The organism is Sphingobium sp. SG1 (genome assembly GCF_057063145.1).
In genome coordinates, this window is record NZ_JBVVOJ010000028.1 from 1 (window position 1) to 24,100 (window position 24,100).

A 24,100-nucleotide genomic window follows, 5' to 3' on the forward strand; every position below is an offset into this window, starting at 1 on the left:
ACTGATTAAAAGTCAGTGCAATATCCAATCATTTCAATGCCTGTTCCGCTATATACACGATCTGTTCACGGACGCTATCCTGCGGCGTTGCCGAATTTGTCGGAATGAAGCAATGTCAGTTGCACAGTGATGCGTTGGAGATGATCTGATGGATAAAGATGCTGAAATCAGGATGCTAAAGCAGCGCGTATCGACGCTCGAAGAAGCGATTGGCGATCTCTATAGCGCTCTCAATGATCTGGCTGCGAAGGCCGGCATTGCCCAACGGCAGCGGCCAAAATCACCCTATGAAAGTGGCCGGTCCTAGCTTCGGCAGCGGCCGCCTGCTTTTCGTGGTAAAATATCGCAGAACTCATCCACAGGCTCGACTGGCACGGCGTGCGGCCGGCGCATCCTCTCGCCGCGTCTGGTCGGCTCGGGCAGGGTAGGGGCGGCCCCATCTGTGGCCACCCGGATGATCGCCCCGAAGCTGTCCGCCTTGTGGAAGATCGCCTTGATGTCTGGCAGCAGATTGCGCGCCCAATCGGCATGAGAGGGGCTGATATAGCCGATCTGCCGCCCGCGCTGCGAATAGACCGAAACGGCCGGCACGCCTTCGACCAGCCGATTGAGCGGCCGAAGGGTGACACGCTCCCCAGCTATGCATCGATCGATTTCCGCCTGGCGACGCGGCGCGCAGTCGGTGCGGAAGTCGGCGCCAACGATCGCCAGCCCGATCGACGGGGTGACGGCCGGCGGCGGAAACGGTCGACCATTATCCATCATGGAATATCATCCACTTTAATCCCCGCCGTCCGCAGTTGATGGATGACGCCGTTCAAGCTGGCGGTCGTGCTCGCACTTCGGCCAAGCTCATTCTCGCTTTCGCCGGCATCCCAGAAGGTGTGCAGCGGCCATTGCTCCCGCATATACGGTCGCAGGCAGCGCAGGGCCAAGCGAACGGCGTCCGTCCTGATCGCCTGCTGCGAGCCGTCGTCGCGGGCACTGGTAAGGATCTGGAGCGACAGTTTGATGATAGCGGTGTCGTTCTTGTTTAGCGTCGACATGCGCGGAACATAATGCGAACAGAGTTGATTCGCCTAGGCGCCGAATCGACCGCTCTGGTTGCTATGCCTTGCCTGGACCGCTATCTCCCTCAGGCCCCTGGCGCGGTCCATCGTCATAGCGACGCGTGCCAGGGGCACGCTTCCCCCGATTCCTGACCGTGTCTGCCACGATTTCCGGGCCGTATTCGACAGCAGCGGGCTTGATGATCTTCTTCCATCCGAATCGCGCGATGGAGATCAGGATCTTGCCGACATTCATGCGCCCAGAACCTTCTTCAGCTTCGCGAGGTAGGCCTTCTGTTCGGCCAGCCCGCCGGTGCCCCCCTGGACCAGCCGGCACACGGTCGCGACATCGTCGCGATCGGCTGCAGCGTTGATCTTGCGATCGTCCCAATAGGCGCAGGCGACCAGCAGGCCGGTATGCGGCCCGGACACTAGGTCCGGCTTGGCCAACACGTCGACACCGGTCAGCTCCTTCGCCTTGCGGTAATTATCCTCGAACGTCAGCTGGGTCGGCCCGCGCCCGCGATGGAGCCAGCCGTCATTGACGTGGTCGTTGCCGTAGCGGCCGCCATAGACCTTGTTCGCCAGCGCCTGCGGCTTGCCGGCATAGGGTTGCGCGGCAGCGATCGTCGGGAAGCGGCTGGGCCAGACCTGGACGATCCGCTTGGCGGAATAGTTCAAATCCTCTTCCATGACGCGGAAGCCGCGCGTCTCGACCGCCCAGCGCGCCAACGCGTGCGCCAGGCGCAGCGCCGTCACGATGGCATAGCGCGGGAACATCTCAGCCGCCGCCTTGCCCAGATTGCGCGTGAGCGCGCTGGCGGCGCCGCCGGTGTAGGAGAAGAGGCCGCCATAGCTCAGCGGCCCGAAGTCGCCATCGATCTTGCCGGAATAGTGGCCAGCCGCCTGCAGCCGGAGTTGCACCGGTTTCGTGTCCATAAATGCTCCTGTTGAATGCGCCGCTCAGCGCGGCGATGTCGGTCCGTTGAAGGCGTCCCAAAAGGCGTTCATGCCGGCGCGCACCTTTGTGCCGACTGCGCCCTTGGCGATGCCGATGATGCCCGCGCCCAGACTGCCGACGCCGATGCCGGTGATGCCGGCCGCCAGCAGTTCCAGCTCCTGCGCCTGCACCCAAAGGGTAGCGACCAGCAGGCAAAGCGCGGTGATGGCGATATCGAGCACCCACTGGGCCTTGCCCTTGGCCTGAAGGCCGATGATGACGCGGGTGATGATGACGCCGCAGATGCAGACGATGGTGGGGCCAGCGTGAAACGGCTCACCGAAGATCCACCAGATCACCGGTTCGCGAGATGCAATAGAGGTCATTGCGGCGGCCCCCAGCGCCGCGCCCAATCTCACCGCAGACATACGGCGGCCAGGGCGGCCACGAAGCTAAGGATGATGACAGCAAGCGCGCGGACCAGGACGGGCCAGCGCGACCACATGTCGACGGGAAGCGGCGCCTTGCGCAGCTGATGCTCGATGCCGGGCTCACCCAGAACGACGATGGAAAATGCGGTCATCCCACATGCCACCGCTATCGGATCAATCCAGCGCTTGGCCATGCTCACCCGCGCTGAGATGACGACATCGGTCGGATTCCAGCCCCATAGGAACATGGCTTCTGCACCACATCTAAGGGTGATCCCGGTCGCCAGCAGCATCACCACAAACCGGTAAAGCGTGACCGGATGGAGCGGATGATCCCAGATTCGCTGGCTCCAGATCCTGTTCGCCTGTTTTCCCATCATCATCGCGCCAAGAAAGGTTGCCGCGGTCATGATGAACAGGTTCGAGAGATACAGCGACGCACCGTTATCGAAGCTGGGCGGCACGATTGCCTCCGGCATGCGCGCGGCGCTCTTTGCCGCCAGCGACCCGGCGGCATCGAGGATGGAAATCAGCATAGACCTATCTCCGGTTTGTGCGGTTGAGCAGACACCCGCGATTTCGGCGGCGCGAGGCGGTGATCGTCAAATCGCGATCCCACGCGGGCCGAAAGACGCGCGCGCTTCAACATAGGCCGCGCGAGCTTCCAGGACGGCAAAGGCGCGATTATAGATCATCACTAGCGCAATCTCGGTAGAGCCTGGATAGGACGCCGACGCGGCCTTGATCGCGCCGATCCGCAAATGCCCCAACCCCTGGCGTCATCGCCGATGCTCCCTGTTTTATGTGCATGGTCATGTAACCTTGGCCGTGTGGATGCGCGACACCATCTGCGGTTCCAGCCATCGGCTCATCCCGTCCACGCAGAAGCGACCAGCCTCATCGACCGCAGAGACAACATAGCTCCCGCCGCTGCTTGTCGGGGGATATCCCTCGATCCCAGGGATGAGGGTGATGTGATCGCCGGGTTTGACACTGGGCATCATATGCTCCCCTGGGGGTCAATCAGCCGAGGGCGGCGCAAGTTCGGGATCGTCAATGATGACGAACCCCGCTGCTTCCATCGCAGCCCGCTGACGGTCGATCGTGATCTGACGGGCCTCAGCCATAGACCCATCACCAGCCTTGAAGAGGGCGGGCGCGGTGGCTTCCACCATCGCCATGAAGCGTGATTGCGTGATTTCCATTACCAATTCCCCGATACAGTTTTGTTGGCCCCGGTGCCGCCGTCGCTGACGCCGCCCGTGCCGTTTCCAGACACAAGATTGTTGACGATGACGTAACGATCGGACGCGCCGGAAGCGACGGCCACCCCCCAGGACTGCGTTCCAAAGCCGATCGTTCCGCTCAACATGCATCCGATGATCGAAAAGTCTGTCGTGCCAGCCTGTATCCCGATCCCGGTATGCGTATTGGAAGCCTGCTGACTGTTGCCGCGAACCGCGAAGCCGTTAAAAGCCACACGCTTTGCGGAGGAGGTGACAAAGACACCGTTGGTCCAGCAGTTTATCGCGCCGCCGCCAGTAAACCGGACACCATCCGCCGTGAAGATCGTAATGCCGCGCCCCGGCCGATTGCTGAACCAGCAGGCGTTGAAGTCAAACTCGACACACTTATCGACATAGACGCCAAGGTCAGAACTATCGAAGTAGACGTTTGTGAATTTGTTGTAGGCCGGTCGTGCGTTCGGCGCGTTCGTCGTCGCATCGGTCAACATGCTGTAGACGCCGCCGATGATATCCCCATCCGTCGCGCAGAGGGCTTCCACCTTGTTGGTCAGGCGTAGGCCACCCAGAGAGTGGGGAACGACCTGAGCAGTAACCGTAGCAGTCGCGCCAGACGTTCCACCAGTGATCGTCTCTGGCATGGCGAAATTCTTGTTGGAGACGGCAGCTTTGATCTTGGTAGCCGACACCAGCTGCGTGATAGTGGCAGTCGCACCAGACGCAGACGTAATGACTTCACCGACCTGAAAAGTACCGGTCAAAGACGAGATGGTGAGCGTGTCGATGGGCGCGGAAATCAGGAATTGCGACAGGAAGACGTCGTTCACATTATTCAGCAGCACGCCGAACTGCATCGCGTTGAAAATGTCGAAGCTACTGCCCCGCGTGCCGGTGCAATTACCTGCAGAGATCGCCCTGAACGCTTGTTGTATCAGAATGTTGTGAAAGCTCGTAAAGGACGCCGCGATGTCCAGCACCGTGCCATCGGTCGGATCATCGACATTGATGCACTGGACCGAGATGCCCTCAACGCGACCGCCAATGGTCGTGCTGAAGCTGAAGACATTCATCACGGTGGAAGAGCAGCGGACCTGACTTTTATACGGCCCGTAACCATAGACATATTGCCCCTTGGTCAAAGCCAACGCCGTGCTGCCGCTAATCGTGAAATAGCCCTTGGGAAATTCGATCGCTCCGCTGACCGGCGTTGCATCAGCCGCCTTTTGCAGCTGGGCGATCGCGTCGGCTGCGGTGTTCATCACGTCGCCCGCGAACCAAATAACCTTGGACAGCAGCAATCCAGCCACCACGCCAGAGCCGTAGAAAATCTGACGATCCGGCCCAGTCAGCCCGCCTGCAAACGTCACTGTAACGCCTGCGTCGATCGTCAGGCGGCCAAGGCCGATAAACCGGACCGGCTTCGTGAAGATGAAGTTGGACCTGATCCGGTGGTTGTTTTGGATGATGATCGGCGCAACCGCCTCAGTAGCGGCCAGCGCAGCCTTGTCATCGGCCACGCCATCGCCAGTCGCATTCTTGTCTGCCGGCGTTACGCGCTCATCGAACTTGGCGCGCAGTGAGCGGCTGATGGAGCCGCCACCCGGAGCCACCCAGGGGATGATGTCCGCGCCATCGACGGCAAGGCTGGTCTTAATATCCTCCGCTTGCTGTGCGCTCTGCGCGGCAAGACCACGTGCGTGAACGGCCCCAGCTTCCGCCTCGATGGCGCTGTCGCGAGCAGATTCTGCTTGCTCCGCAAAAGGTTGCACAGCATCTGCACCAGCAGCAAAATACCGCTCGTCCATTTTCTGGACGGTCGGCTCATCGATCAGGCCAGCATCGAACAGGCGGCGCTCCGCGCCAAATCCCGGTCGCCCGCGTTCGGTGACGATCTTGCGCTGGGCATTGACCAATATCTGGAGATTACTGACCTCCATATATTGCGGAAGGCCATTGCCGGGGATTTCCGACCCCGCCTCAACCGCGACCCGTTCGGTCAGGCGACTACTGACGGCGCCGCCCGTCAGCTCCATGAAATCATAGGACAGGCGGCGCGATGCGCCTGCGGCATGGATCTGGCTGGCCTGCGCCGCCGTTCCGATCGCGACGGCGGTCAGCGCCTGGCCATCCAGTTCGGCATCGATCGTCAGAATGGGCTGGGTCTGGTCGGTATAACGGATTGCCAGTGCAAAAATGCGGCCAGTCAGGTCCATCAGATCGCCAGCGTCATCGACATAACCCACCTGCAATGCAAAGGGCTCGCCGGCACGCACGATCAGCGCGCCGGCGGGGGAGAGGCCCGCCAGGGTCATCACATTGTCCTTCCGTCTAGAAAATCAGTCGGCCATCCAGCGAATGGCATCAAATGCGGCCTGCTTGGCGGGCATGCCCTCGGCCGCGCGAATGGCGCGCTTGGCGGCACAGGCGACCGCCTCCACCCGTGCGATTTCCGATCGGGACAGGGTCATGCCCCCATCGAACCGGTCGATCACCGTCGCCAGTCCATCGCCGGACGCCGCGGCCTCCGCCATCGCGAAGGGAAAGCGCGCGATCGTCGCGGCTTCGTCCATCTCGGCCAATTCCGTTGCCCAGCGTCGATAGTCCGCGACCTCCGCCGCTTTTTGGGCATAGGCGTAGGATTGTCCGGCGCCGGGCGTCATCACGGCCGCGCGCAACTCTTCCCGCCGTGCATCAACCTGGGCTATAAGGGCAACTTCGACCTTCTCGACATCCTCGACCCATTGTCGCGCGTGAGCGCTCCAGGACCAGCTATCAGGCGACCAGCCAGCAGGGCGCTTGCAACTGTCGCGATTGACAAGATCGACGCCTTCAAGCGATTTCACCACCTCGACCAGTTCGCCGGTCGATACGTCAAAAACCCCGATCATCAGCTGAGCACAAAGCTTGCATCGCCATTAACGGCGATCGTTCCCGCGCCGCTGTAGCGACGATTGACGAAGTCGAATTCATAATCGCCGCTCGCTGGCGCGGTCATGGAAGCGGAAAATGATAGCACGGATGGCTCGCCCGGCAGTGATCCGTACGCATCCTGCACTTCGTCGTTGACGTCGATCCAGGCGCCACTGCCAGCAGGGGTGCGATAGCAGAACTTGCCAGCAAGCGCGCCGGCCGATCCCGACGTCATGTAAGGAAGATTTACGGAAAGCGACACAAAATTCCCGGCCTCCAGCGTCCTGGTGAACGGCCCGCCATTTGAATGCACATAAGTGTTCGCGTTGCGGATCGATATGCTTGTGTCTGTTTGCGCACCGCCTGCGACACCATCGCGAACCTTGGTGAGTTGAACCGAGCTCACCCCGATTGGCGTCCCATCATAGCTGACCGTCAGGTCAACCCTTGCTGTCTCGGCAGTGATGCTGCTGATAGTGAGAACCCTATTATTTGTCCCGTCCAACGAGGCCGTGCAGCCGGTCGATGTGATGGAATATGTGGTCAGCGGGTCTTCGCTGATATCGAGCGCGCCCTGGAAGGCGTAAAAGGTCGCGGAAATCGGAAATTGGCCAGCATTCGGCGCACCGGAGCTCGCGCAGCTGATCGCCTTCACCCAGCTGGCCGGCGCCACCGAAAAACCATCCGCGCCGCGCACGATCTCGCTGGCGATATCATCCTTGTCCTCGCCCGCGGTCAGCGCCGGTGTGGGCGGCGCCGTGCCCGTGCGGCCGAGCGCAAAATCATGCTTCGCCGTCGTCTCGGTCGCCAGCGTGAAGGTGACGTTCATGGTGCCTGGATCGGGCCTGCGCGTCATGATGATCGCATCGAGGCCGGCAAGGCCATGCTCGGGCAGGTCGAGCGTGATCATGTCGCCCGGTCCGAAATGCCGCATGTGCGGCTTGCACGGCAGGATGATCGGCATTTCCCGGCTGTCGAGAAGTTCATAGGCCGCCAGCTGCGCGGCCTGATCCTTGTCCTGCACCAGATCCCACTGGCGCTCTTCGATCTTTTCCTCGCCATCTTCGGTGACATAGGTGGAGATGCTGACCAGGTCGGACTGCACATATTCCCACTTGTTCGCCTCCGACCGATATTTGGGCCGGATGCCATTGAGGCGACTGGCCCAGGGCTGCATCGCCGTTACTTCGACATCGTCATCGGCCAGGTCCGCGTCGGTGACGGTGTAGATCGACACGCGGGGCATGTTGACCTTGAGGCCGAGCTTGCCGCCGCGCCATAAGGGCTTGGCCGCGCCGGCGTCGATGATGCGCTTCAGATTGGCCCAGCGGTCGCCGGGTTCATAGATGACGCCGCCAACCGTCCATCCATTAGCGGCGCAGACATTCGACAGGGTCACGAAGTCATCCACGATGATGCCGTCGACCGGCAGACCTGCGCCAAATGTCTTCTTGCCGTTGCGATAGCGACCAAGCACATAGCTGATCGCCTGCGAGCCGGGATCTTCATTATAGGTCCATGTCGCCTCGTCAGCCGCGCGATGACTGCCCGACCCACCGGGGAAGCTGCTGTCCTGGCGGGCGTCATAGCCCATCACGCCCTGCCAGACGGCGCCTGACGTGGGCCAGCCGGAAGCAAAGCGCTTGCCATCCTTATCGAACTTGCCGTTCCATAGGATCGCCGCCTTGCTTGACAGCTTGTACGCGCTACCCCATCGCGGCATGCCGCTGAAATGCGGTACCAGCGCCGTCTCGCTCCACAGACCGCGCCGATAGTCGCGATAGAGGAAGCCCGAATAATATCCGGTCGCAGCGTCGCCGCTGACGGAGATCTGGGCATAGTCGAGGTAGATGCCTTCCAGGGCCTGGCACGGCCCGCCGACCGAATAAACGATGACCTGTCCGCGATAGGGGTTCTTCACCTTCTTGAGCGTGGCGCCATAGCCCACGTCATGGCGGAGCACACCGCCGGAATAGGTCCGGCCGATGATGCACGGCGACACCGCTTCGCGCGAAATGATGACCTGATTGATGGTCCCGCGCGCAGGCGGCTTCTTCGCGGTCATCTGCGCGGCGATCGAAGCGACGGTCGAGGCGACCGACGCGATCGTTGCGACGGTGGTAAGCGTGGCGGCCGTGATGCCGGTGCCAGCGATCGTCGCGGTGCCAGCCAGCGCGGCAGGCGCGAAAGCGCCAAGCGCTGCGCCGCCCGTTGCGGCCACCAGCGCGACGGCACCGGCGATTACAGCCACCTTGCGAAGCGTCTTAGACACGCCACGCCCCCAGCGGCTGCTCCAGCGCCAGCATCGGCTTGATCCCGCTCGGGTCATCGTCGTGCCAGCCCAGCAGCTTGCCGCCGACGCAGATGCAGATGCTGTCGAAGGGCCCGTCGCCCTCCATCAGCGCCAGATCGCCGACCAGCATTTGCGCGGGGGCGATACGCGGCAACAGACTGTCGAGCAGGGCCGCCAGATCGGCAAAGCCTTGCTTCGCCAGTGCCTTCTGCGCGCCCAGGGCGGATCGGAAGTCGGGGATTGCCGGCGGCTTGTGATCCATATTGCGCAGATGGTGCCGGGCGAGATGAATACAGGTGGCGCGCGTCTTCCAATCGAATGGCATCGCGCGATATTTGGCCAGCGTGCGCCGGGTCGCATCCGCACGGCGGACCAGATCAGACATAATCGAACCTCGGATTATTGAGGGCATTGGAAAAGGCGCCGCCGAGCCCGCTAAGGGTGGAGGCGCCGCTGTTGGTGCCGGGCGAGGCTTCGGTGCCCCAGGCGACCGACACGCTGTCGCTGGCATTTTCTTCGCCGCGTTCGCCGGGATAGACGGACTTGTGGAAGGTGTCGGACAGGTTGTTGCCGTCATTCGAATTGAAGAAGCGTTCGCCGCGCGGCACGATCGTCATGCGCAGTTCCCGTTTCCGCAGGCCGACGACGAACGTCACCTGGTCCAGCATCCCGTCAAATTGCTGATCGGGCGTGCCCACGATCTGGCCGGTCAGGTCGTCCAGCTCGGCCGTCCATAGCCGAAGCCGTGATCCCTGCATGCCCGGCGCCGCCAGATCCGCTGCGGCCGCGGTGGTGGCGGGCAGGAAGGTCAGCGAAAATGCCGGCACTTCATCGCCGACACCTTCTTCGAAGGCTTCCATCGCCCCCAATATGCCAAAGGTCGGATCACGGGCGACGAACTTTTCGGCACCCCATGGCACCCATCCGCCATCGCAGATCCGCATGACGCGACCATCGCGCAGTTCCAGCTTCAGCAGGCCCGAAAGCCGGATACGGCGCATCAGCGGCCCCCATGCCAAGGATGCGGCAAAGCGCCGCACCGTTACGAACGATCAGATTCTGGTCAGTGAGCGACGGCGCTGAGCGCGAAGCCGGACCCGGTGATGAACGCGGCCAGCGACAGGATCGCAGCAATGATAGCGCAACGCTGGGCGAGAAGACCTAGACGGTGACTTTGCATCGGATCGCGGGAGCTGGTGAGGCCCGTCAGCGCATCTTGCGCGTCCCATGCCAGACACTGCGCCATCTCATAATATCGATCCTGCGACAGGTGCGCGCCGAGAAAGGCCAGGACGTTGAGCACCAGCCCGGTAGCGAACATGGAGAATGCCAACCAAAGGCTCGAAAGGTCGAATTTCAGACCCGTTGCCGAACCTACCAGTGTGAACAGCGCCACCAGCGCGCCGCCGTTGATCAGGGTAAGCGCCTGCAAGCCGCTCTGCGCCAGGGAGATGGAGAATTTCAGCCGATCCGCTGCCTCGGCATTCGACGCCTCATAGGTCTTCATCAGATTGACGCGAAGATCCTCGTCCATGAGAAAGCCCCCCAAGCCATCCGGGGAATGTCGCAGATCATCGCGCATCAGGCCATTTCCTCGATCGTGAACTGGATGCCGATCAGCTTGTTGCCGCGCACCAGCTGCCAGCTCTGCTCATTGCCGGCAACGTCGCCTTCGATCATAGGCTGATCAAGATAGACGCCCGCGCCATCGGCAAATGGCACGCGCAGATGCTCCGCCAGCACCAGCGCCATCTTGCCATCACTCCCGGCCGTCGCGCCGGTGAAGACATTGTGCAGATAATGCTGCCCGGCGCCGTCGACGATGGAGAGCCAGAAGCCCTTGTGGGCGGAATAGCCAGGCGTCACCCCGCGCAGGTTGATGATGCGTCCCGCCTGGTCCGCCCCATCCATCACCACGACACCCGATCCGCTCTGATCCACGCCCTGGAGCGGATAGGGCATGCGGATGCCTTCCTGCTTGCCCCGGACCAGATCGGAGACAAGGGCGCGGCGTTGCAGCGCGGTCCCAATGCCGATCGTCACGGCTGCCCGATAATGGCCGCCCGGCCGATCGACCCGGATGCCGGTACCGCTCGTCCCGCCGCGCACCGTGGCGCCGACGTCGACAAATGCCGGCTCGACGCTGGCGCGGGGCGTATCGATCGAAAGTTCGATCATGCGAGCCTCCGGCCGTTGCGCTTTGCCACAGCCTGCTGCGCGCCGTTGCTCGCGCCGACCGCGATCAGCGGCGCGGCGGTCGCAACCGTATCGGCACTCACCCCCGCGCTGATCTGCGCGACCTCGACATCGAACAGGTCGCCCTTGATGACGCGCACCTGCAGGCTGTTGCCCTGACCAGCCATCATGCGCCGGCTATCGCTGGCGGTCATGACCTGGGCGCCGCGCGGCATGTTGACGATTTCCGGACCATTCTCGCCAACCAACATCGCGCCGGCGGGCGTGTAATTATTGCCGATGGCAGACCCCAGTAAGTTCTCGCCCTTCACGCTGCTGCTCGACCCGATCAGGCCAAACAGATTGCCGATCGTCGGCAGAGTGCCGCCCGATATCTTGTTCTGGATCGGGTTGATGACAGCCAGTTTCCAGAACGCCTGGGTGACGTCGCTGATCGCCCCAAGGGCCAAACTCTTCCAGCTGGTCCAGCTGCTCGGATCCAGCAACTTGCTGATCGCATCGCTTCCAATGTCACGAAGCGCCTCCATCTTGTCGACGCTCTCGCCCAGGATCTGATTGAAGCTGATCTGCGAGGCCTTGCGGGCAATCGCATCCTTTGCTGCTTCGCTGCTGAGATCCAGGCCCTGGCGCTGCAGGTCTATCTCGAAGCGCTTCAGCTCGACCGAGGCCTCGATCTCCTGCCGCGATTTGCCGCGCGTCTCCCATTCGACATTGAGCAGGGCCGTGCCGGCGCTGATGTCATCATTGATGGATTGGATCAGTTTCTGCTGATCGCTGAGGCGGTCCCCTTCGGCGGCAAGTGCGTCGCGGGCGGTGCCGCCAGTCTCTTGGTTCCAACCCCATGCCGTGTTGGATTTGCGGATCGCGTCCAGGTCGAGAACGCTCTTGGGGAGCGCATCTCTGCCACCGCTCGACTTCGTCCCGCTCGACTTCGCAGCTGCCGGCGTCGCCTTGTAGGCGGATGCGTCGCGCTTACCCTGCTGCGCCACCTCGTTCCATGCGATCTGCTGTTCGAGGTCGGCAATCTGCGTGTCCAGCTTCCCGCGGGCTTCGGCCAGGCGTCGGTTATAGCTTTCCGGGCTTTCGCCGCGCGCGCGGGGCACGGTCAAACTCATCCGCTGGTCGCGCAGCGCATTCACCTTTGTCAGAACTTCGCCAATATCGCCTTGGCTGGCCTGTTCCTGTCGCAGGCGCTTGAGCGCGTCACCCAGCCGGTCGACCTTGTTGGCGGCGTTGTCGGCGTCGTCCCCCATGTTGAAGAACTTCTCTCCCAACATGACCGCCAATGGGATCGCCACACCGATGGCAACACCAACCGGACCGCCCATTATGCTGGCGAATTTGGCGAATTTACTGCTGCCACCCTCAGCCTGCCCTGACATGAGCTGCAGCGCGCCGATCGCCTGCGGCGCCTGCATCGCAAAGGCCCGAATGGCGTCGGTGCCGCCGAGTACCTGGACAGTGAAATCCTGCGCCTGGAAGCCCAATTGCTGAATGCCGGCACGCATGGCGCCCGATGTCCCGACATGATGAGCCTGCGCGGCGCTGACCCCTTCCAGGGCAGCCTCCTCCAGGCGAAGCTTGGCACAATACTCGTCCAGCGTGATGGCGCCGGCCGCCACAAGCGTGCGCGCCTGTGCGATCTCATTGTTGAAGCGCTGTTGGGCCGCCCATGCCGGATCGAGCTGCGCGCGCAGCGCCGCAGCGCCCGCCGTCAGGCGCTCCTGTTCGGCAAAAAGCTCGCGGAATGCCGCCGCCGATACGCGGGCCGACCCTTCGTTCAGCGTGGAGCCTGTGCCGACGCTATCGTTGATCTGCATCTGCGCGGCCGTCTGCGGCATGATCGCTGCGATCTTCTGCGCAGCCGCCGCCATCCGGCGCTCTGCAGATTCGAAGTCGCCCGCCGCTTTGTCGAACGCCTTGGAAGCGCGCGCCGCAGCCGCATCGCCGGCGTCTCCGACCTCTCGGAAATCGCGCTTGATATCCTCCTTGCCCTCCGTCCCGAGACGAACAGCAACTTTAGCCTGAGCCATCGTCCGGTTTATCCTCGGTCAGTTGATCGAGCAGAATGCGCTCGATGGGCGGGAGCACCTGCGCGAGCAGGTGCATGTCGGCATTCTGCGCTTCACCCAGCGCCAGGACGGCGCTGAAATCGAGCCCATATGGCGCGCCCATGCCAGCGCGAAGCTGGCGGGCGCAGCCGGATATCACGTCCCAGACACTCGCTCCGCTGTCGGTGACCGGCTCGTTTTCGAGATAGGGGCAGCTTTTTGCGCGGCCTTCTTGCGGGTTCGCTTTGCACCGGCCTTGGTGGTGCGCCTGGCAGACCGATTGGCAATATCCTGTCCCGGCGTCGCCCCCGCTGAAATGCCATTCGGCAAGGGCGATAAGACGTTTTTTTCCAGTTCCTTCAGGACGAAGGGACGAACATAGGCTTCGTCCAGCTTTTCGAACCGGATCGGGTCGGCCAGAAACAGGCGTAGCCGCTCCGGCGTCACATCGATCGGTTCGCCCTTCGCATCGCCGACACCGCGCCACTGGTCGATGCCCGACATCAGCAGGCTCTCCGACATGACGTCGCCGGCCTGCTCCATCAGCTCAGGCGACAACATGGCATCGTCATCATCAGGAAGATTTTCGCCGATCGCGGCCGCCGCCGCCCGACGCGCATTGCGCAGCGCGACGCGGCCGATCGGGATGAAGCGCACCTCTACCGCCGAAAGATCGCCCACGGCCTGCGCAACCGTGAACCACCATGGTTCCAGCGCCTGCTTCTCCGCGTCCAGATTCAGCATCAGAAGCTGTCTTTCTGCTTGCCGGTCGTCCATTCGATGCGGAACTGGCGCTCTTCCTCGATCGTCTGGAAATGGTCACCATCACGGACGAGCGCGCCACCCTCGATCGCGAAGCGCACAAGCTTGCCAGCTTCCGCATCTGCCTCGATCACTTTCTTGATGACCTCGCCGGTTTCTGCATCGATCACGCGCACGCGGCCACAGATCGCCGCCGGCGTCACGCCGATCTTGACATAGGTCGGCGGCGTTTCTTCCGCGACGGGAGGGGCATCGCTTGCGAGCGGCGCCGCAATTTCGTCGAGGACTTCGGACGAAGGCTGCTCATTCTTGGCTTTGGTCATGATGCCGATCCTTAATAGCTGGGCTGGCTGTTGATGAGCGTCGCCGTCACCTTGTGCGCGCCCACCAGCGCGGCAGCCTGACAGTTGAACTCGGCGGTGATCCCGCCCGGGCCATTGATCGTGCGCTTGGTGCGCGGCAGGAACACGCGTGGCAGCGCGAATTTGAGGCTGGCCGGCCCCTTGGTCCAACCGATCTCGTCGAGATTGACTGGCACGCCGCTGGTCGCCAGCGTCAGCAGGTCGACGCTGTCGAACCGTGCCGTGAAGCGCAGGGCGGCCTGAACGACGCCGGGAACGACGCCGCCGATGCGGCCATCGGCCTTGATGACTTCGACCTTGTCGAGATTGTTGGAGATCGACAGATCCGCAGAGACGATGTTGCCGAGCGGCGTGCCGTCGCGTTTGATCACGCCGGCCGCCTGGGCAAAGCGCGAGCCGAGCAGGCCGGCCAGGGTGCCGGCAACGGACGTCGCGACGGGCGCGGTTTCGCCCTGGGCGATCAGCGACATGGTGGCGTTGAGCATGCCCGAGCGTGACATGCCGATGCGCATCTGGTTGCAGACAGCGCCATAATTGACAGAAAAGGACGGGACATCGGGATTGCCGATCTCCAGCGAATGGCTGGGCAGCACACCTGCGCCGGACTGAAACACATGGGTGTAGGTGCCGGTCCCGGTGGTGGTGGGATTGCCGAACATGCCCTTGAGCCAGAAGCCGAACGCATCGGTGTCGACCGGAACGACGATATCGCCGTCGTTCGTCGCCACGTCATAGGTCGGGTCCAGGCCCTCGCGGCCATATCCCAGCAGATCATCCTCGATCAGCGGGCGCTCTTCACCCATAGAGTGACTTGCGAAGGGAAGCTTCTTGAACCCGGAGGCCGGCGTGGTGCCATAGGTCGTTTCGGCGACCGCATGCAGCACGGCATTGATGCCCATGCTAAAGCCCATGGTATAGCTCCTGTCTTAAAGGGGACTGTTGGTCGAATAGGTGGCGATGATGTCGAACATCCCGCCCTTTTGGGTCTGGCCGCCGGTCACATTGATGTTGACCAGCTCCAGCGCGGTCACATCCAGATAGCTGACCAGGCCGCCTAGGAATCGGTCGGCAGCGATCGCCGCACCGATCGCCCCGGCCATCCGGTCCAGCACCAGGCGCAGCGGCTCCGACGAAACATAGGCCGCGATCTCCACCGGGATCCGGTGATTATAGTGATAGGTGGGCGGCGACAGATCGATGTCGGGTTCGCCCGGCTCCCCGTCGCGCAGCCAAACAGTCCCATGCGGGTCGATCCGGCGCGGCCGATCGGCGCTGTCATCCTCCAGCGTCACGAAGCGATAGTCCGGGATCGCCAGCTGCAGCATCGCCGCGACGGCCTGATCCACCTCATAGCTTTTTGCCATATCAGCCCCACTTGGCTCGAATGCGCCGGGCGACATTGGCCGCGCGCTGCTGGGCCGGGCCATCCAGGTCATAAAGGCGCGGCATGCGGACGCCCCTGGTCAGCGTAAACATCAGCACCGGCTTGGCCTTCCGGGGCGCCATGCCCCGCCGGCCTTGGGTTCGACCCGCCGTCGCACGGCGGTAGCCACCCGACAGGCCCGAGACGACATCAATGAAGGCCTCGCCCTTATTGCCCTCGATCACGATCTGAAGTTCGGCGTTGAAGTGCAGTTCGACTTCCTCCGGCGACATGCGCGTGCCGTTCGATCGCTTTACGGATGATGCATAGGCGCCGCCGCTGCGACGTGCCGGGACATTGCGGGTCGGTATCCACAGCCATTTGCCGCCGTTGACTGGGCGGATGTAGGCACCCTTAGCGAAAGCGTCGATGATCGCCGGCGCGTTGGACCAGACATAGCCGGCCGGGTTTAAGGAGCGGCCGCCTTTGGGATAGGTCTCCGACCGCCAGGTGTTGGCAAGGCGGTTACCCATGCCCGCATCGCGCACCTGTTTGCGATAGTCGTCCTTTAGCCCGTTCGTTTCCTCGCGCATGATCTGGGTGATGTCGGCGGCGATCTCGCCCTCGGTCGCATGAAGCTGGTCGGCAAGCGAAGTGCTTGACCGCTGCGAGGTCAGCTTCATCGCGACGAGTCGACCGGTTCCGCGCCGATTGTCCAGGCCAGTCCCTCGGCATCGCCCACGGCTTCGCCGGTCAGCCGAAGCTCTTCGCCGGGCACAAACTCGCCCGCGTCATCGAGATATCCGGCGATCAGGGTGTCACCATCCCGCGGATCAGCGAGATCCGATTTGCGGATTTCGACAATGATCGACCCAGTGACGATCTGGCCATTACCCAGGCGTGCCATCTGGTCATTGCGTCCGCGGATGATGCGGACGTCCGGGGTGCGGACCCCATAGATTGAAGTGTGTTCCGCCGCTTCGGAGCCGGGCGCATGGAAAATGGCGTCCAGCGCCGAAGCGAACGGATCAGACATCAGGCCGGCACGCCATTCAGCCGTGCGCGGCCAGTCGTGTCGCCGGAGGCCTGGTTCTGCACGGCGATACCGACATAGCTGTTGCCGCTGGCAGTGCTGGTCAGTCGCTTGTTGGTATTGTCCCAATAAAGCTTGGTGGTAAAAGCCACCCACGCTTCGCCGGTGGCCTTGGCGAGCGTCCAGACGCCATTGATCTTGCCTTCAACGCTTGCGCCGTTCGCGGCGGCATTGAGTGCGACAGCGAACATCGCACCGACCAAGAAGCCGGCGCCGCTGGCGACGGCATAGGGGGCGACGAAGGTCATGGTGTCGCCCGGCTGAATGAAATTGCCTGCCATGGCTGGTTACTCCTTGTTGGCGCCGGCCGACTTGGGCGGCGTCTTGGCGGTGGTGACGGTGTCTTTCGGCGCGGCCTCCGCCTGCTCCTCGTCGAAGTCGGCGGTGACGTCGTCAGCGCTTTCGTTCTCGAACAGGCGCTCAGCCTCATCGTTGGTGACGTGCAGCACGCCCTCATGGGGGTGCCGCAGGACGCCATTCACATGGGCCGACGTCCGCAGTTTCACGAACTTCATGTTGGTTCTCCTGGGATGCGGGGAGGGTGGACCCTCCCCGGTCACTTGTGGGGATCGCTAGGCGATCAGGCCCCCGGCTGCTTGTAGGCCGACCGCCAGTTGACGGCGCCAACGCCGTAATCGTGACGGACTTTCCATTCGACACCGTCCACGCGCCAGCCTTCCTGGCTGTCAGTGAACGGCTCGGTGACACCGTTGAGGAAAACGACCTCGATCGCAGGCGCCACCTGGGGATCGGCGAATGCGTAATACGCCGTGCCGGTCAGTCGCGGCGAAGCAACGATGTCGTTGAACAGGCCCTTCACGATGTTGGGCTTCTGCAGCTTGTTGACCGCATCCGGGTCATACTCGCTGCCGTTAACGGTGATGGCCGCGCCGCGCAGACCGCGCGGCACCAGCAGGACGGAAGGCGCGATTTCGAGGAACTCGTTACCGCTGACATCCTTCTGCTGCGCCATGGCAACGTCGATCGCATCGAAAGCAGCGACCGAGGGCGCCGCACCAGCGCCGGCCAGATTACCATGCGTCGCATGGAACAGGGCGAGGCCGTCATTCATCAGCGGATTGGAGTTGAGCAGCGCGTAGACGTCGATTTCGATCGTCAGTTTCGCGGCGCGGCCAAGGTCGACGGCTAGGCCGGAGAACACCTGCATGTCGTCGTTGACGATCGCCTGGCGGCTCAGGTTGATGATGTTGCCCTTGGTGGTTGCGCTGATCTGCTCCTTCGCCAGATCCGGGATCGGCTTGTTCTTGAACTCGCCCGCCTCGTTGACGTTGTCGAGCGCCCCGAAGCTACCGCGCAGATATCGGGTATGCGGGCGGAAGTCGGTGACAGAGCCGATGCCGGCGAAGCGCGACCAGGTGTCGGGCGTGATCGCGTAAGCCGCCTGCAGCGTGCGATGGATGGCGTTCTCGAACAGGATCGGGAAGTCGCCGGTCGTCTGGGTGATGATGGCGCTGCGTGCGGTCATCGCATCGCGCACGATGACGTCAGGGTCGCGCGACTGACAGTTGACGCCCATGTTCGACAGAGCCTCGCGGGCCAGGTCGACGTTACGAACGCCGCGGAACTCGCCCGGATCGATCTTCACGGTCTCGCCGCGCGCGGCGGCTGCCTTCTCGACGAGGTTGGCCACACCAGCCTTGACGAGGATCCAGTTGGTCGCGCCCTCGATGAACTTTTCGCGGACATCCTGCGTCACGCGGGAGGGGCCATTGTGGCCCACATTGGCGGCGTCGCCGGCCTCTGCGAGCTTGTCGAGGATCTTTTCGCGCGCGGCGGCCAGGGTGGTGTCGGAGTTGATCAGTTCGTCGATGAAGCCAGCTTCCATTCCGTGCTTGACGCCGAGGGTTCGGATGCCCGCGACGCGAGCGCGCTCGGTGGCGACGGCGTTCTGGACGTCAGCGGCAGTGATCGCCGCAACCGAGGTTTCCGTCGGCTGCGGTGCCGGAGACATGGCGAGCGCGCCCGTCGCAGGCAAGGCGTCCTTGGCATCCAGCGCGATCGCGGAATTGCGGATCTTGTCGATCTCATCCTGGGTGCCGCCGTCCTTCTGGAACTTGGCGATCGCGGCAACCAGCGCCGCGCGGGTCTGATAGAGGTTCATACGGGTGTCCTTGGTCTTTGGCGCGGGCGCCGTCGGGGTGGTGCGCGCCATCGCCATTGCGGAGATGAGCGGGCTATCGGGCGCATGTTTGAACCCGAATGGCTTGACGTAGGACGCTGACACGGTGATCGCGTCCTCGGTCGAAGTGGCGAATTTCTGGGCGAGAGCTTCGACGGCAGTCATCCACGTCTCGGCATCGAGCATGGTGATAAGCGTGTCGGCGTCGATGCCGGTTTGCTTGGCGTAAATCCCGACGATCTGGTCGCGGATCATGTCCAGCTTGTCGGCGGCACGGCGCAAGTCGGCTGCGTCGCCGCAGGCGCAATCCCATGGATTGTGGATCATCATGAGAGCGTTATCCGCCATGATGATATCATCGCCTGCCATCGCGATGACCGAACCCATGGATGCGGCGAGGCCGTCGATATGGGTGGTAACCTTGCGCCCCTTCGCCTTCTGGCGAATGATGGCATTGTAGATCGCAAGGCCCTCCATGACGTATCCGCCGGGGCTGTTGATCCGGACGTCCAGATTATCGTCACCGTCGGAAATGAGCGGAACGAGCGTGTTGGCGTCGAGACCGTCCCAGCTATCGCCGACGATCCCGTAGATCAGGATTTCAGTCATTTTGCGGGGTTCCTCTGGTCCGCGTTGGGAATTTGCACGGCATTGCCGGCCTGGGTGACGCGCCGCGGATCGCTGTCGAGAACGATGCCGAGCTCATCCAACCGCTTCAGGTCTTCAGCCATCTCGGCAAAGAAGGTGTCGGGATCGTCGCCATTCTCTCGAATGACCTGACTGTGTGTTTTCTGGCCGGATCGAACGGCGTCACGGTTGGCGGGCACTTCGCTCGCCGGGTCCAGCATCTCATGCTTGGGAGGGGTCCACCGCATGGACACCCCGCTGACGTCATGCCCCTGCATTTCAGCAGCTTCGATGAACCAACGCTCTATCGCCGCGCAGAATTGCGGAATGAACATTAGCCACTGCCAGGTGTCGACAGCACGTTTGAAGGTGAGGCGGCCCAGCCGCCCGGAAATGAAGCTGACGTCCGAAAGATCGCCGGTCAGCATTTCATACGGTACACCAAGGCCGGCCGCGATCGCACGCTGCGAGACCTTCGAATAGTCCATGTAGCCGTCGACGCCAGGCGGCGAAGGGAAGGTGATTTCCTCGCCCGGCCGCAGATACTGAACGGTGCCAGATTCCACAAAATCTAGCGGCTCACGGTCGGCCGGGTCTTCCTCATCATCCGACCCAATGCCGGGAAAGGCGCCTTCGACATCCCCCTTCACAAAGCCCGCGAACGCTGACGCAATTTTCTGTCGGGTGAGCTGCGCGTCCTCGTAGTCGCCAAAATCCTTCAGGCGCAGAATGATCGGCGCGAACCAGGTCGCGCCATGCTCCTGCTCTGGCCGATCCGCACGGAAGATGTGGGCGACATCTCTTGCTTGAACGAACGTAGAGCTGGATGAAGCGGGCCGGCCGGAGCCGGGATGGGCATTGTAGAGCCAATATCCCTCGCGCCGACCAAGAGGGGAAAATTGAATCCCATGCACATAGAAGCCGCCGGTCGAGCCCGCCGCAACGGCCATCGGGCCATCGCGCGACATGTCGATGTAGTCGGGCTCCAGAAGTTGGAGCTGCATCGGTATGGGCAACCGGTCAGACATCCGGCGCCACCGCCTGCGAAGAAGCACGCTACCGCTGACGACGATCGATCTCGCGGCCTTAAGCTGCAAGCCGTAGAGGTCGCAGCGGCCAGTGGTGTCACAATCCGTCCGGTCGAAATGCTGGCGGGCCAACGCGTTCAGAACATCGTCGACCTTGCCGTTACGATAGACCTGAAAGGTGATCCCGGTTCCGACCAGATGCTCAGCGATCTTGTTCGCGCCAGCGGTAGCCCAAGGATTGTTCCGATCGAGGTCCCGCGCGATTCCGCGCAGGGCCGCCTGGACGGCGGGCGACAGTTCGCCGTTGGCATCGAGTTTGGTCCGTCGCCACCCGGCCGCGCGGCGTCCGACAGTGGCACCATCATATTCGGCGCGCGCTCCGCGGCGGATCCGCTGCGTTGACGCCGATGAGGCCTTCTCGGCGTCGCCAGGCGCGCGGCGCAGGATCCGATCGATCAGCTTCACGTCAGAGCCCGCTGCGATAGTAGGGAGTTCGACGACGAACAACGCCGCTAATGGCCTGGTCCTGCATCTGAAGCGCAGCATCGATCACGCGCTCAGCGGCCAAAAGCTGATCGAGCGAATGATATTCGGTCTTGCGACCATCGGCGAACGTCACCGACCTGACGCCGCTTGCGATCGCGGCGCGCACGGCGGCGAGATCGCTCTGCTTCCATGTGGTCATGTCAGCGCCTCCGGCTGGTGTAAGGGTTTTCTTTCCGCGCTCTCTTGGGGCGTGGTGCCGCCTTTGGAGGCGAGGATGCCGGCGCATCCGAGGTGACGGTTTCGTGTTCAGCTTCTGGCGCAGGAACGTCGCGCGGCGCGGTGAACTGCCCTGTGGCCTTTTGCCATTGCCGAGACGTCCACCGGTCAACGCCCAGGCTGATCGCGATCGCACGGGCGTAGATGGCGTTGTCGAGCGCTTCGTTGCGATCCCGTGTTTTGTGCCACTCCCGCCGCACGCCGCCGTTGCGCAGCTTCACGAAACGAAGTTCTTCGGCGACCAGCTGCTTGATCCACTCGTCACCCGTCCCGTCGGGGATGTAGATGTAGCCGTCGGGATAATCTTCGCCGTCGACCGGCTTCTCCAGCCCGAGCTGGCCGTAAAGCTCCATCTTCAGCATCGATGTGCCGATGTTCCAGAGCCTGACGCCGCGCTTCAGCTTCTTCCCGTTGACTGTGACGTCCTGCCAGTTCGGCGAGCCGATTGCCTGCTGGGCAGCGATGCTCGCGCGACCCTTGACCGCCATGACGAACCCAGGATGCTGGCGGGCCCACCGATAGACCTCCATTGTATTCTCGCCGTCACCGGAATCGACGGCGGCGCGCGCCAGGCGCATCGAGCGTCCATCTGCCGCCAGCCACTCGCGGGCGACCTCCTTATCGAGCGCCGCCCAGGTCTTCTTGTCGGCGATCGGCCCAAACACTTCGACGCGCTCGACAAATGCCCGCTTGCGCCCCGGGCCAAATGCCCAGATATCCATGTCGATGCGCCCGCCGCCGCCGCGCTGGACGTCAGCCGCTCCGATCAGCAATCCGGCCCATGCCGGCGGGGTGCCCAGCGACATCGCCTTCTCCCGCCGATCATAGAGGCGCTGCCATTCCGGCGCTTCGCCTCGCTCGGCCCATGCCTCGCCCAAGACCTGGTTGACAAAGGTCCGTAGGAGGTTCGGATCTTTGCGGACCTCCATGAACTCGCGCGCGATTTCCAGCCAGGCGGCGCCGGGGTGCTGGCTATATGCTGCCCAGATATGGAAGGACCGATGTCGGGGGAACGCATCCGGGTTATGGGCGCGCCACTCTCCGTTTTCGTCCATCCATGGCTTTTCAGCCTCATCGATGTCGCAGCCATTTTCGCACCGGTACCAGGCGCGGGTCGGATTCTCCTTTGGTGCCCAGCGGATACCCGGGCCAGTGCCGTCACCGAAAATCAGCGTCTGCACGTGCCCGCAATGGGGGCAGGGGACGTATCGGAATTCCTGGCTGCCCTGATCGAACAGCGCGTCGATCCGGCTGAATCCTTTGACCTTCGGCGTGGAACCGGCCGCGCTGAACCGGCGCGGCGAAGTCAGGTTGCGCTTGAACGCGAGGCGGGCCGGGTCACCTTCCTCTTTCGACGCCCAGGGATAGCCATCACATTCTTCGAGGAACACGTCGTCGGATGTGACGCGCCTGAATTCTTTCGGGCTGTTGGCGCCCTTGATCTGGATCCAGCCGCCCTTGTAGCGCTTCGCCCGGATCTGGTTATCCGAGTGCCGCGGCTTGAACTGGGCGACAGACCGGACGACATCCCACTGCAGCACCGGATCGAGATCATCGCGGCTGAACTTTTCCGCGTCATCGATCGTCGGCTGGTAGATCAGCGTGCGGGCGGGATCATATTTGATGCGCCATGCGACGAAGCTCTGCAGGATCGTCGAATAGCCGATGCGGCTGCTTTTGCGGACGGACACCTGCGAGGTTTCCGGATCCGTGAAGGCGTCCGCCATATCCGACTGGAACGGGAACGGCCTGATTTTCGCGCCATCGTCGGACCGAGCATGGTCGCACATGAATTGCGACAGCGGCGGTCGGATCTTGGGGCGGAACGCATCGATCCAAGCTTCGGCGACGATGACACCGTCATCGCCCTGGACGCATATTGGCTCAATCGGCGCTTTCGTCGGGGGCGTCTTCCTCATCCATGCCCCCGCCAAGCGCCTTCTCGACGCGCGTCATGCTGATGTCGGTCAGCACGTCATTGATCGCGGTCTCGATCCTCTTGCGCAGTTTCGTGTCCCCCAGCGCGACCTGCGCGCCGACCTGCTGGAGCCGCGCCACGGCCATGATGATGACGCCGGTGCCGGCCGCGATCATGTCGGTGCGCGATGCCAGTTCCCGGCGGCGTTCGGCATTGTCCATCGCCTTGCCGTCAGCCTGTTCCTTGGCGAGGCGCGCGCGCTCCGCTTCCAGATCGAGAGCGTCGGAATCTTGCCGGCCGGTCTTCATCGACAGCCAGGCTTCAAGGTTCTCTGTCCAGCTTGCGCCGTCAGCCGGAAGGTCGCCTTTGGCGCGCAGCTCGCCGATCCAGCGGCTGGAGCATCCGAATAGTGCGGCAAGTTGCGGTCTGGTTGGCTCGTTCAGGTCGATGTCCATGCACTTCCCTGTCCGATTACTGTGAAACCCGCAGAAAACCGTCGTTTATTACTATAGGGAGGAAGAACTAAGGCGATTCCTGTGGCTAGCGAGCTTCTGCGCCTTTGCCCCCCGTACTTGCCGATTGGCCGGGAAGGACCCAAGGGCGGGGTGGTTCGTTGCGTGGTTGCGCAACTTTGTTACGTGTCAGCCTCGGCCGCGCACCAGCGCGCGCACCTCGGCGCTGATCCGCTCACCCTCGGCGATGATGCGCTCGACGCGGCCGATCGATCGGGATGGTTCGCGCATGTCGAAGGCCAGGCTGTGGAGCTCGCCGGCAAGGCGCTCCATCTGATCCGCAGGGCAGGGGTGATGGCTCATGCCATCCTCTCCGCCGCTTCGATGGCCTTGTCATATCCGGCCACAATCAGGGCCTCAGCCTTGTAGCAATCGTTGCCACCCAGCGAGTAGGGATCATGCCGGACGCTATGCTTCGT

At 62.8% G+C, this 24,100-nt stretch carries 30 protein-coding genes; 1 reads left to right on the forward strand and 29 read right to left on the reverse strand.

All coding sequences use genetic code 11. From position 1 onward, the window contains the following. Positions 1-148: 148 nt before the first annotated feature. Positions 149-307, forward strand: coding sequence for a hypothetical protein (locus tag AC0KVN_RS25780; protein WP_483656572.1), 159 nt, complete (start codon positions 149-151; stop codon positions 305-307). Here AC0KVN_RS25780 and AC0KVN_RS25785 read toward each other — a convergent pair. The 29 genes from AC0KVN_RS25785 to AC0KVN_RS25925 all read right to left on the reverse strand — a co-directional run bounded on the left by AC0KVN_RS25785 (position 304) and on the right by AC0KVN_RS25925 (position 23,984). Further along, the gene (locus AC0KVN_RS25785; RefSeq protein WP_483656573.1) at positions 304-765 is read right to left on the reverse strand and encodes a hypothetical protein; all 462 of its coding nucleotides are present in this window, start codon (positions 763-765) and stop codon (positions 304-306) included. The two genes, AC0KVN_RS25780 and AC0KVN_RS25785, sit on opposite strands and share 4 nt — an antisense overlap. Next, positions 762-1,046, reverse strand: a complete 285-nt coding sequence (locus tag AC0KVN_RS25790; protein WP_483656574.1) for a hypothetical protein — start codon at positions 1,044-1,046, stop codon at positions 762-764. Before AC0KVN_RS25790 ends, AC0KVN_RS25785 begins: the two co-directional genes overlap by 4 nt. 255 nt (positions 1,047-1,301) lie before the next feature. Continuing rightward, the gene (locus AC0KVN_RS25795; protein WP_483656575.1) at positions 1,302-1,988 is read right to left on the reverse strand and encodes a glycoside hydrolase family 19 protein; all 687 of its coding nucleotides are present in this window, start codon (positions 1,986-1,988) and stop codon (positions 1,302-1,304) included. 24 nt (positions 1,989-2,012) lie between these two features. Next, entirely contained in the window at positions 2,013-2,375 is a 363-nt protein-coding gene (locus AC0KVN_RS25800) for a hypothetical protein (protein ID WP_483656576.1), read from the reverse strand. A gap of 29 nt (positions 2,376-2,404) precedes the next feature. Beyond that, entirely contained in the window at positions 2,405-2,956 is a 552-nt protein-coding gene (locus tag AC0KVN_RS25805; RefSeq protein ID WP_483656577.1) for a hypothetical protein, read from the reverse strand. Positions 2,957-3,439: 483 nt separating this feature from the next. After that, positions 3,440-3,625 (reverse strand): hypothetical protein, encoded by a 186-nt coding sequence (locus tag AC0KVN_RS25810; protein WP_483656578.1) that lies wholly within the window; start codon positions 3,623-3,625, stop codon positions 3,440-3,442. Next, positions 3,625-5,976, reverse strand: a complete 2,352-nt coding sequence (locus AC0KVN_RS25815) for a right-handed parallel beta-helix repeat-containing protein (RefSeq protein WP_483656579.1) — start codon at positions 5,974-5,976, stop codon at positions 3,625-3,627. Before AC0KVN_RS25815 ends, AC0KVN_RS25810 begins: the two co-directional genes overlap by 1 nt. 24 nt (positions 5,977-6,000) lie before the next feature. Continuing rightward, a complete protein-coding gene (locus tag AC0KVN_RS25820) occupies positions 6,001-6,552 on the reverse strand; it encodes a hypothetical protein (RefSeq protein ID WP_483656580.1) in 552 nt (183 codons plus the stop codon). Continuing rightward, on the reverse strand, positions 6,552-8,846 hold the full coding sequence (locus tag AC0KVN_RS25825; RefSeq protein ID WP_483656581.1) for a phage tail protein: 2,295 nt from the start codon (positions 8,844-8,846) through the stop codon (positions 6,552-6,554). The genes AC0KVN_RS25820 and AC0KVN_RS25825 overlap by 1 nt, the downstream gene beginning before the upstream one ends. Beyond that, the gene (locus tag AC0KVN_RS25830; protein WP_483656582.1) at positions 8,839-9,252 is read right to left on the reverse strand and encodes a DUF6950 family protein; all 414 of its coding nucleotides are present in this window, start codon (positions 9,250-9,252) and stop codon (positions 8,839-8,841) included. The genes AC0KVN_RS25825 and AC0KVN_RS25830 overlap by 8 nt, the downstream gene beginning before the upstream one ends. Beyond that, on the reverse strand, positions 9,245-9,868 hold the full coding sequence (locus tag AC0KVN_RS25835; RefSeq protein ID WP_483656583.1) for a hypothetical protein: 624 nt from the start codon (positions 9,866-9,868) through the stop codon (positions 9,245-9,247). Before AC0KVN_RS25835 ends, AC0KVN_RS25830 begins: the two co-directional genes overlap by 8 nt. Positions 9,869-9,930: 62 nt before the next feature. Then, positions 9,931-10,449 (reverse strand): hypothetical protein, encoded by a 519-nt coding sequence (locus AC0KVN_RS25840; RefSeq protein WP_483656584.1) that lies wholly within the window; start codon positions 10,447-10,449, stop codon positions 9,931-9,933. Next, positions 10,449-11,045 carry a hypothetical protein gene (locus tag AC0KVN_RS25845; protein ID WP_483656585.1) on the reverse strand — a complete coding sequence of 199 codons (597 nt, stop codon included), beginning with the start codon at positions 11,043-11,045 and terminating at the stop codon, positions 10,449-10,451. Before AC0KVN_RS25845 ends, AC0KVN_RS25840 begins: the two co-directional genes overlap by 1 nt. Beyond that, a complete protein-coding gene (locus AC0KVN_RS25850) occupies positions 11,042-13,096 on the reverse strand; it encodes a hypothetical protein (protein ID WP_483656586.1) in 2,055 nt (684 codons plus the stop codon). The genes AC0KVN_RS25845 and AC0KVN_RS25850 overlap by 4 nt, the downstream gene beginning before the upstream one ends. Further along, positions 13,083-13,238, reverse strand: coding sequence for a DUF7697 family protein (locus tag AC0KVN_RS25855; protein WP_483656587.1), 156 nt, complete (start codon positions 13,236-13,238; stop codon positions 13,083-13,085). Before AC0KVN_RS25855 ends, AC0KVN_RS25850 begins: the two co-directional genes overlap by 14 nt. A 32-nt stretch (positions 13,239-13,270) precedes the next feature. Beyond that, complete coding sequence (locus AC0KVN_RS25860; RefSeq protein ID WP_483656588.1) at positions 13,271-13,858, reverse strand: hypothetical protein; 588 nt, start codon at positions 13,856-13,858, stop codon at positions 13,271-13,273. Next, positions 13,858-14,199 carry a hypothetical protein gene (locus tag AC0KVN_RS25865; protein ID WP_483656589.1) on the reverse strand — a complete coding sequence of 114 codons (342 nt, stop codon included), beginning with the start codon at positions 14,197-14,199 and terminating at the stop codon, positions 13,858-13,860. Before AC0KVN_RS25865 ends, AC0KVN_RS25860 begins: the two co-directional genes overlap by 1 nt. 11 nt (positions 14,200-14,210) lie before the next feature. Further along, a complete protein-coding gene (locus AC0KVN_RS25870) occupies positions 14,211-15,149 on the reverse strand; it encodes a phage tail tube protein (RefSeq protein WP_483656590.1) in 939 nt (312 codons plus the stop codon). A 15-nt stretch (positions 15,150-15,164) separates the two neighbouring features. Further along, positions 15,165-15,602, reverse strand: a complete 438-nt coding sequence (locus AC0KVN_RS25875; protein ID WP_483656591.1) for a hypothetical protein — start codon at positions 15,600-15,602, stop codon at positions 15,165-15,167. A 1-nt stretch (position 15,603) separates the two neighbouring features. Further along, complete coding sequence (locus tag AC0KVN_RS25880; protein ID WP_483656592.1) at positions 15,604-16,284, reverse strand: DUF6441 family protein; 681 nt, start codon at positions 16,282-16,284, stop codon at positions 15,604-15,606. After that, positions 16,281-16,637 (reverse strand): head-tail joining protein, encoded by a 357-nt coding sequence (locus AC0KVN_RS25885; protein ID WP_483656593.1) that lies wholly within the window; start codon positions 16,635-16,637, stop codon positions 16,281-16,283. Before AC0KVN_RS25885 ends, AC0KVN_RS25880 begins: the two co-directional genes overlap by 4 nt. Continuing rightward, complete coding sequence (locus tag AC0KVN_RS25890; protein WP_483656594.1) at positions 16,637-16,975, reverse strand: DUF2190 family protein; 339 nt, start codon at positions 16,973-16,975, stop codon at positions 16,637-16,639. Before AC0KVN_RS25890 ends, AC0KVN_RS25885 begins: the two co-directional genes overlap by 1 nt. A gap of 6 nt (positions 16,976-16,981) precedes the next feature. Beyond that, positions 16,982-17,209 carry a hypothetical protein gene (locus AC0KVN_RS25895; protein ID WP_375178048.1) on the reverse strand — a complete coding sequence of 76 codons (228 nt, stop codon included), beginning with the start codon at positions 17,207-17,209 and terminating at the stop codon, positions 16,982-16,984. A gap of 65 nt (positions 17,210-17,274) precedes the next feature. After that, positions 17,275-19,443, reverse strand: a complete 2,169-nt coding sequence (locus AC0KVN_RS25900; RefSeq protein ID WP_483656595.1) for a ClpP-like prohead protease/major capsid protein fusion protein — start codon at positions 19,441-19,443, stop codon at positions 17,275-17,277. Next, positions 19,440-20,954 (reverse strand): phage portal protein, encoded by a 1,515-nt coding sequence (locus AC0KVN_RS25905; protein WP_375178050.1) that lies wholly within the window; start codon positions 20,952-20,954, stop codon positions 19,440-19,442. Before AC0KVN_RS25905 ends, AC0KVN_RS25900 begins: the two co-directional genes overlap by 4 nt. 1 nt (position 20,955) lies before the next feature. Further along, complete coding sequence (locus AC0KVN_RS25910) at positions 20,956-21,174, reverse strand: phage head-tail joining protein (RefSeq protein ID WP_483656596.1); 219 nt, start codon at positions 21,172-21,174, stop codon at positions 20,956-20,958. A 1-nt stretch (position 21,175) separates the two neighbouring features. After that, entirely contained in the window at positions 21,176-23,170 is a 1,995-nt protein-coding gene (locus AC0KVN_RS25915; RefSeq protein WP_483656597.1) for a phage terminase large subunit family protein, read from the reverse strand. Continuing rightward, positions 23,136-23,624 carry a terminase gene (locus AC0KVN_RS25920; protein WP_483656598.1) on the reverse strand — a complete coding sequence of 163 codons (489 nt, stop codon included), beginning with the start codon at positions 23,622-23,624 and terminating at the stop codon, positions 23,136-23,138. Before AC0KVN_RS25920 ends, AC0KVN_RS25915 begins: the two co-directional genes overlap by 35 nt. Positions 23,625-23,810: 186 nt before the next feature. Continuing rightward, on the reverse strand, positions 23,811-23,984 hold the full coding sequence (locus tag AC0KVN_RS25925; RefSeq protein ID WP_483656599.1) for a hypothetical protein: 174 nt from the start codon (positions 23,982-23,984) through the stop codon (positions 23,811-23,813). Between the last annotated feature and the right edge of the window lie 116 nt (positions 23,985-24,100).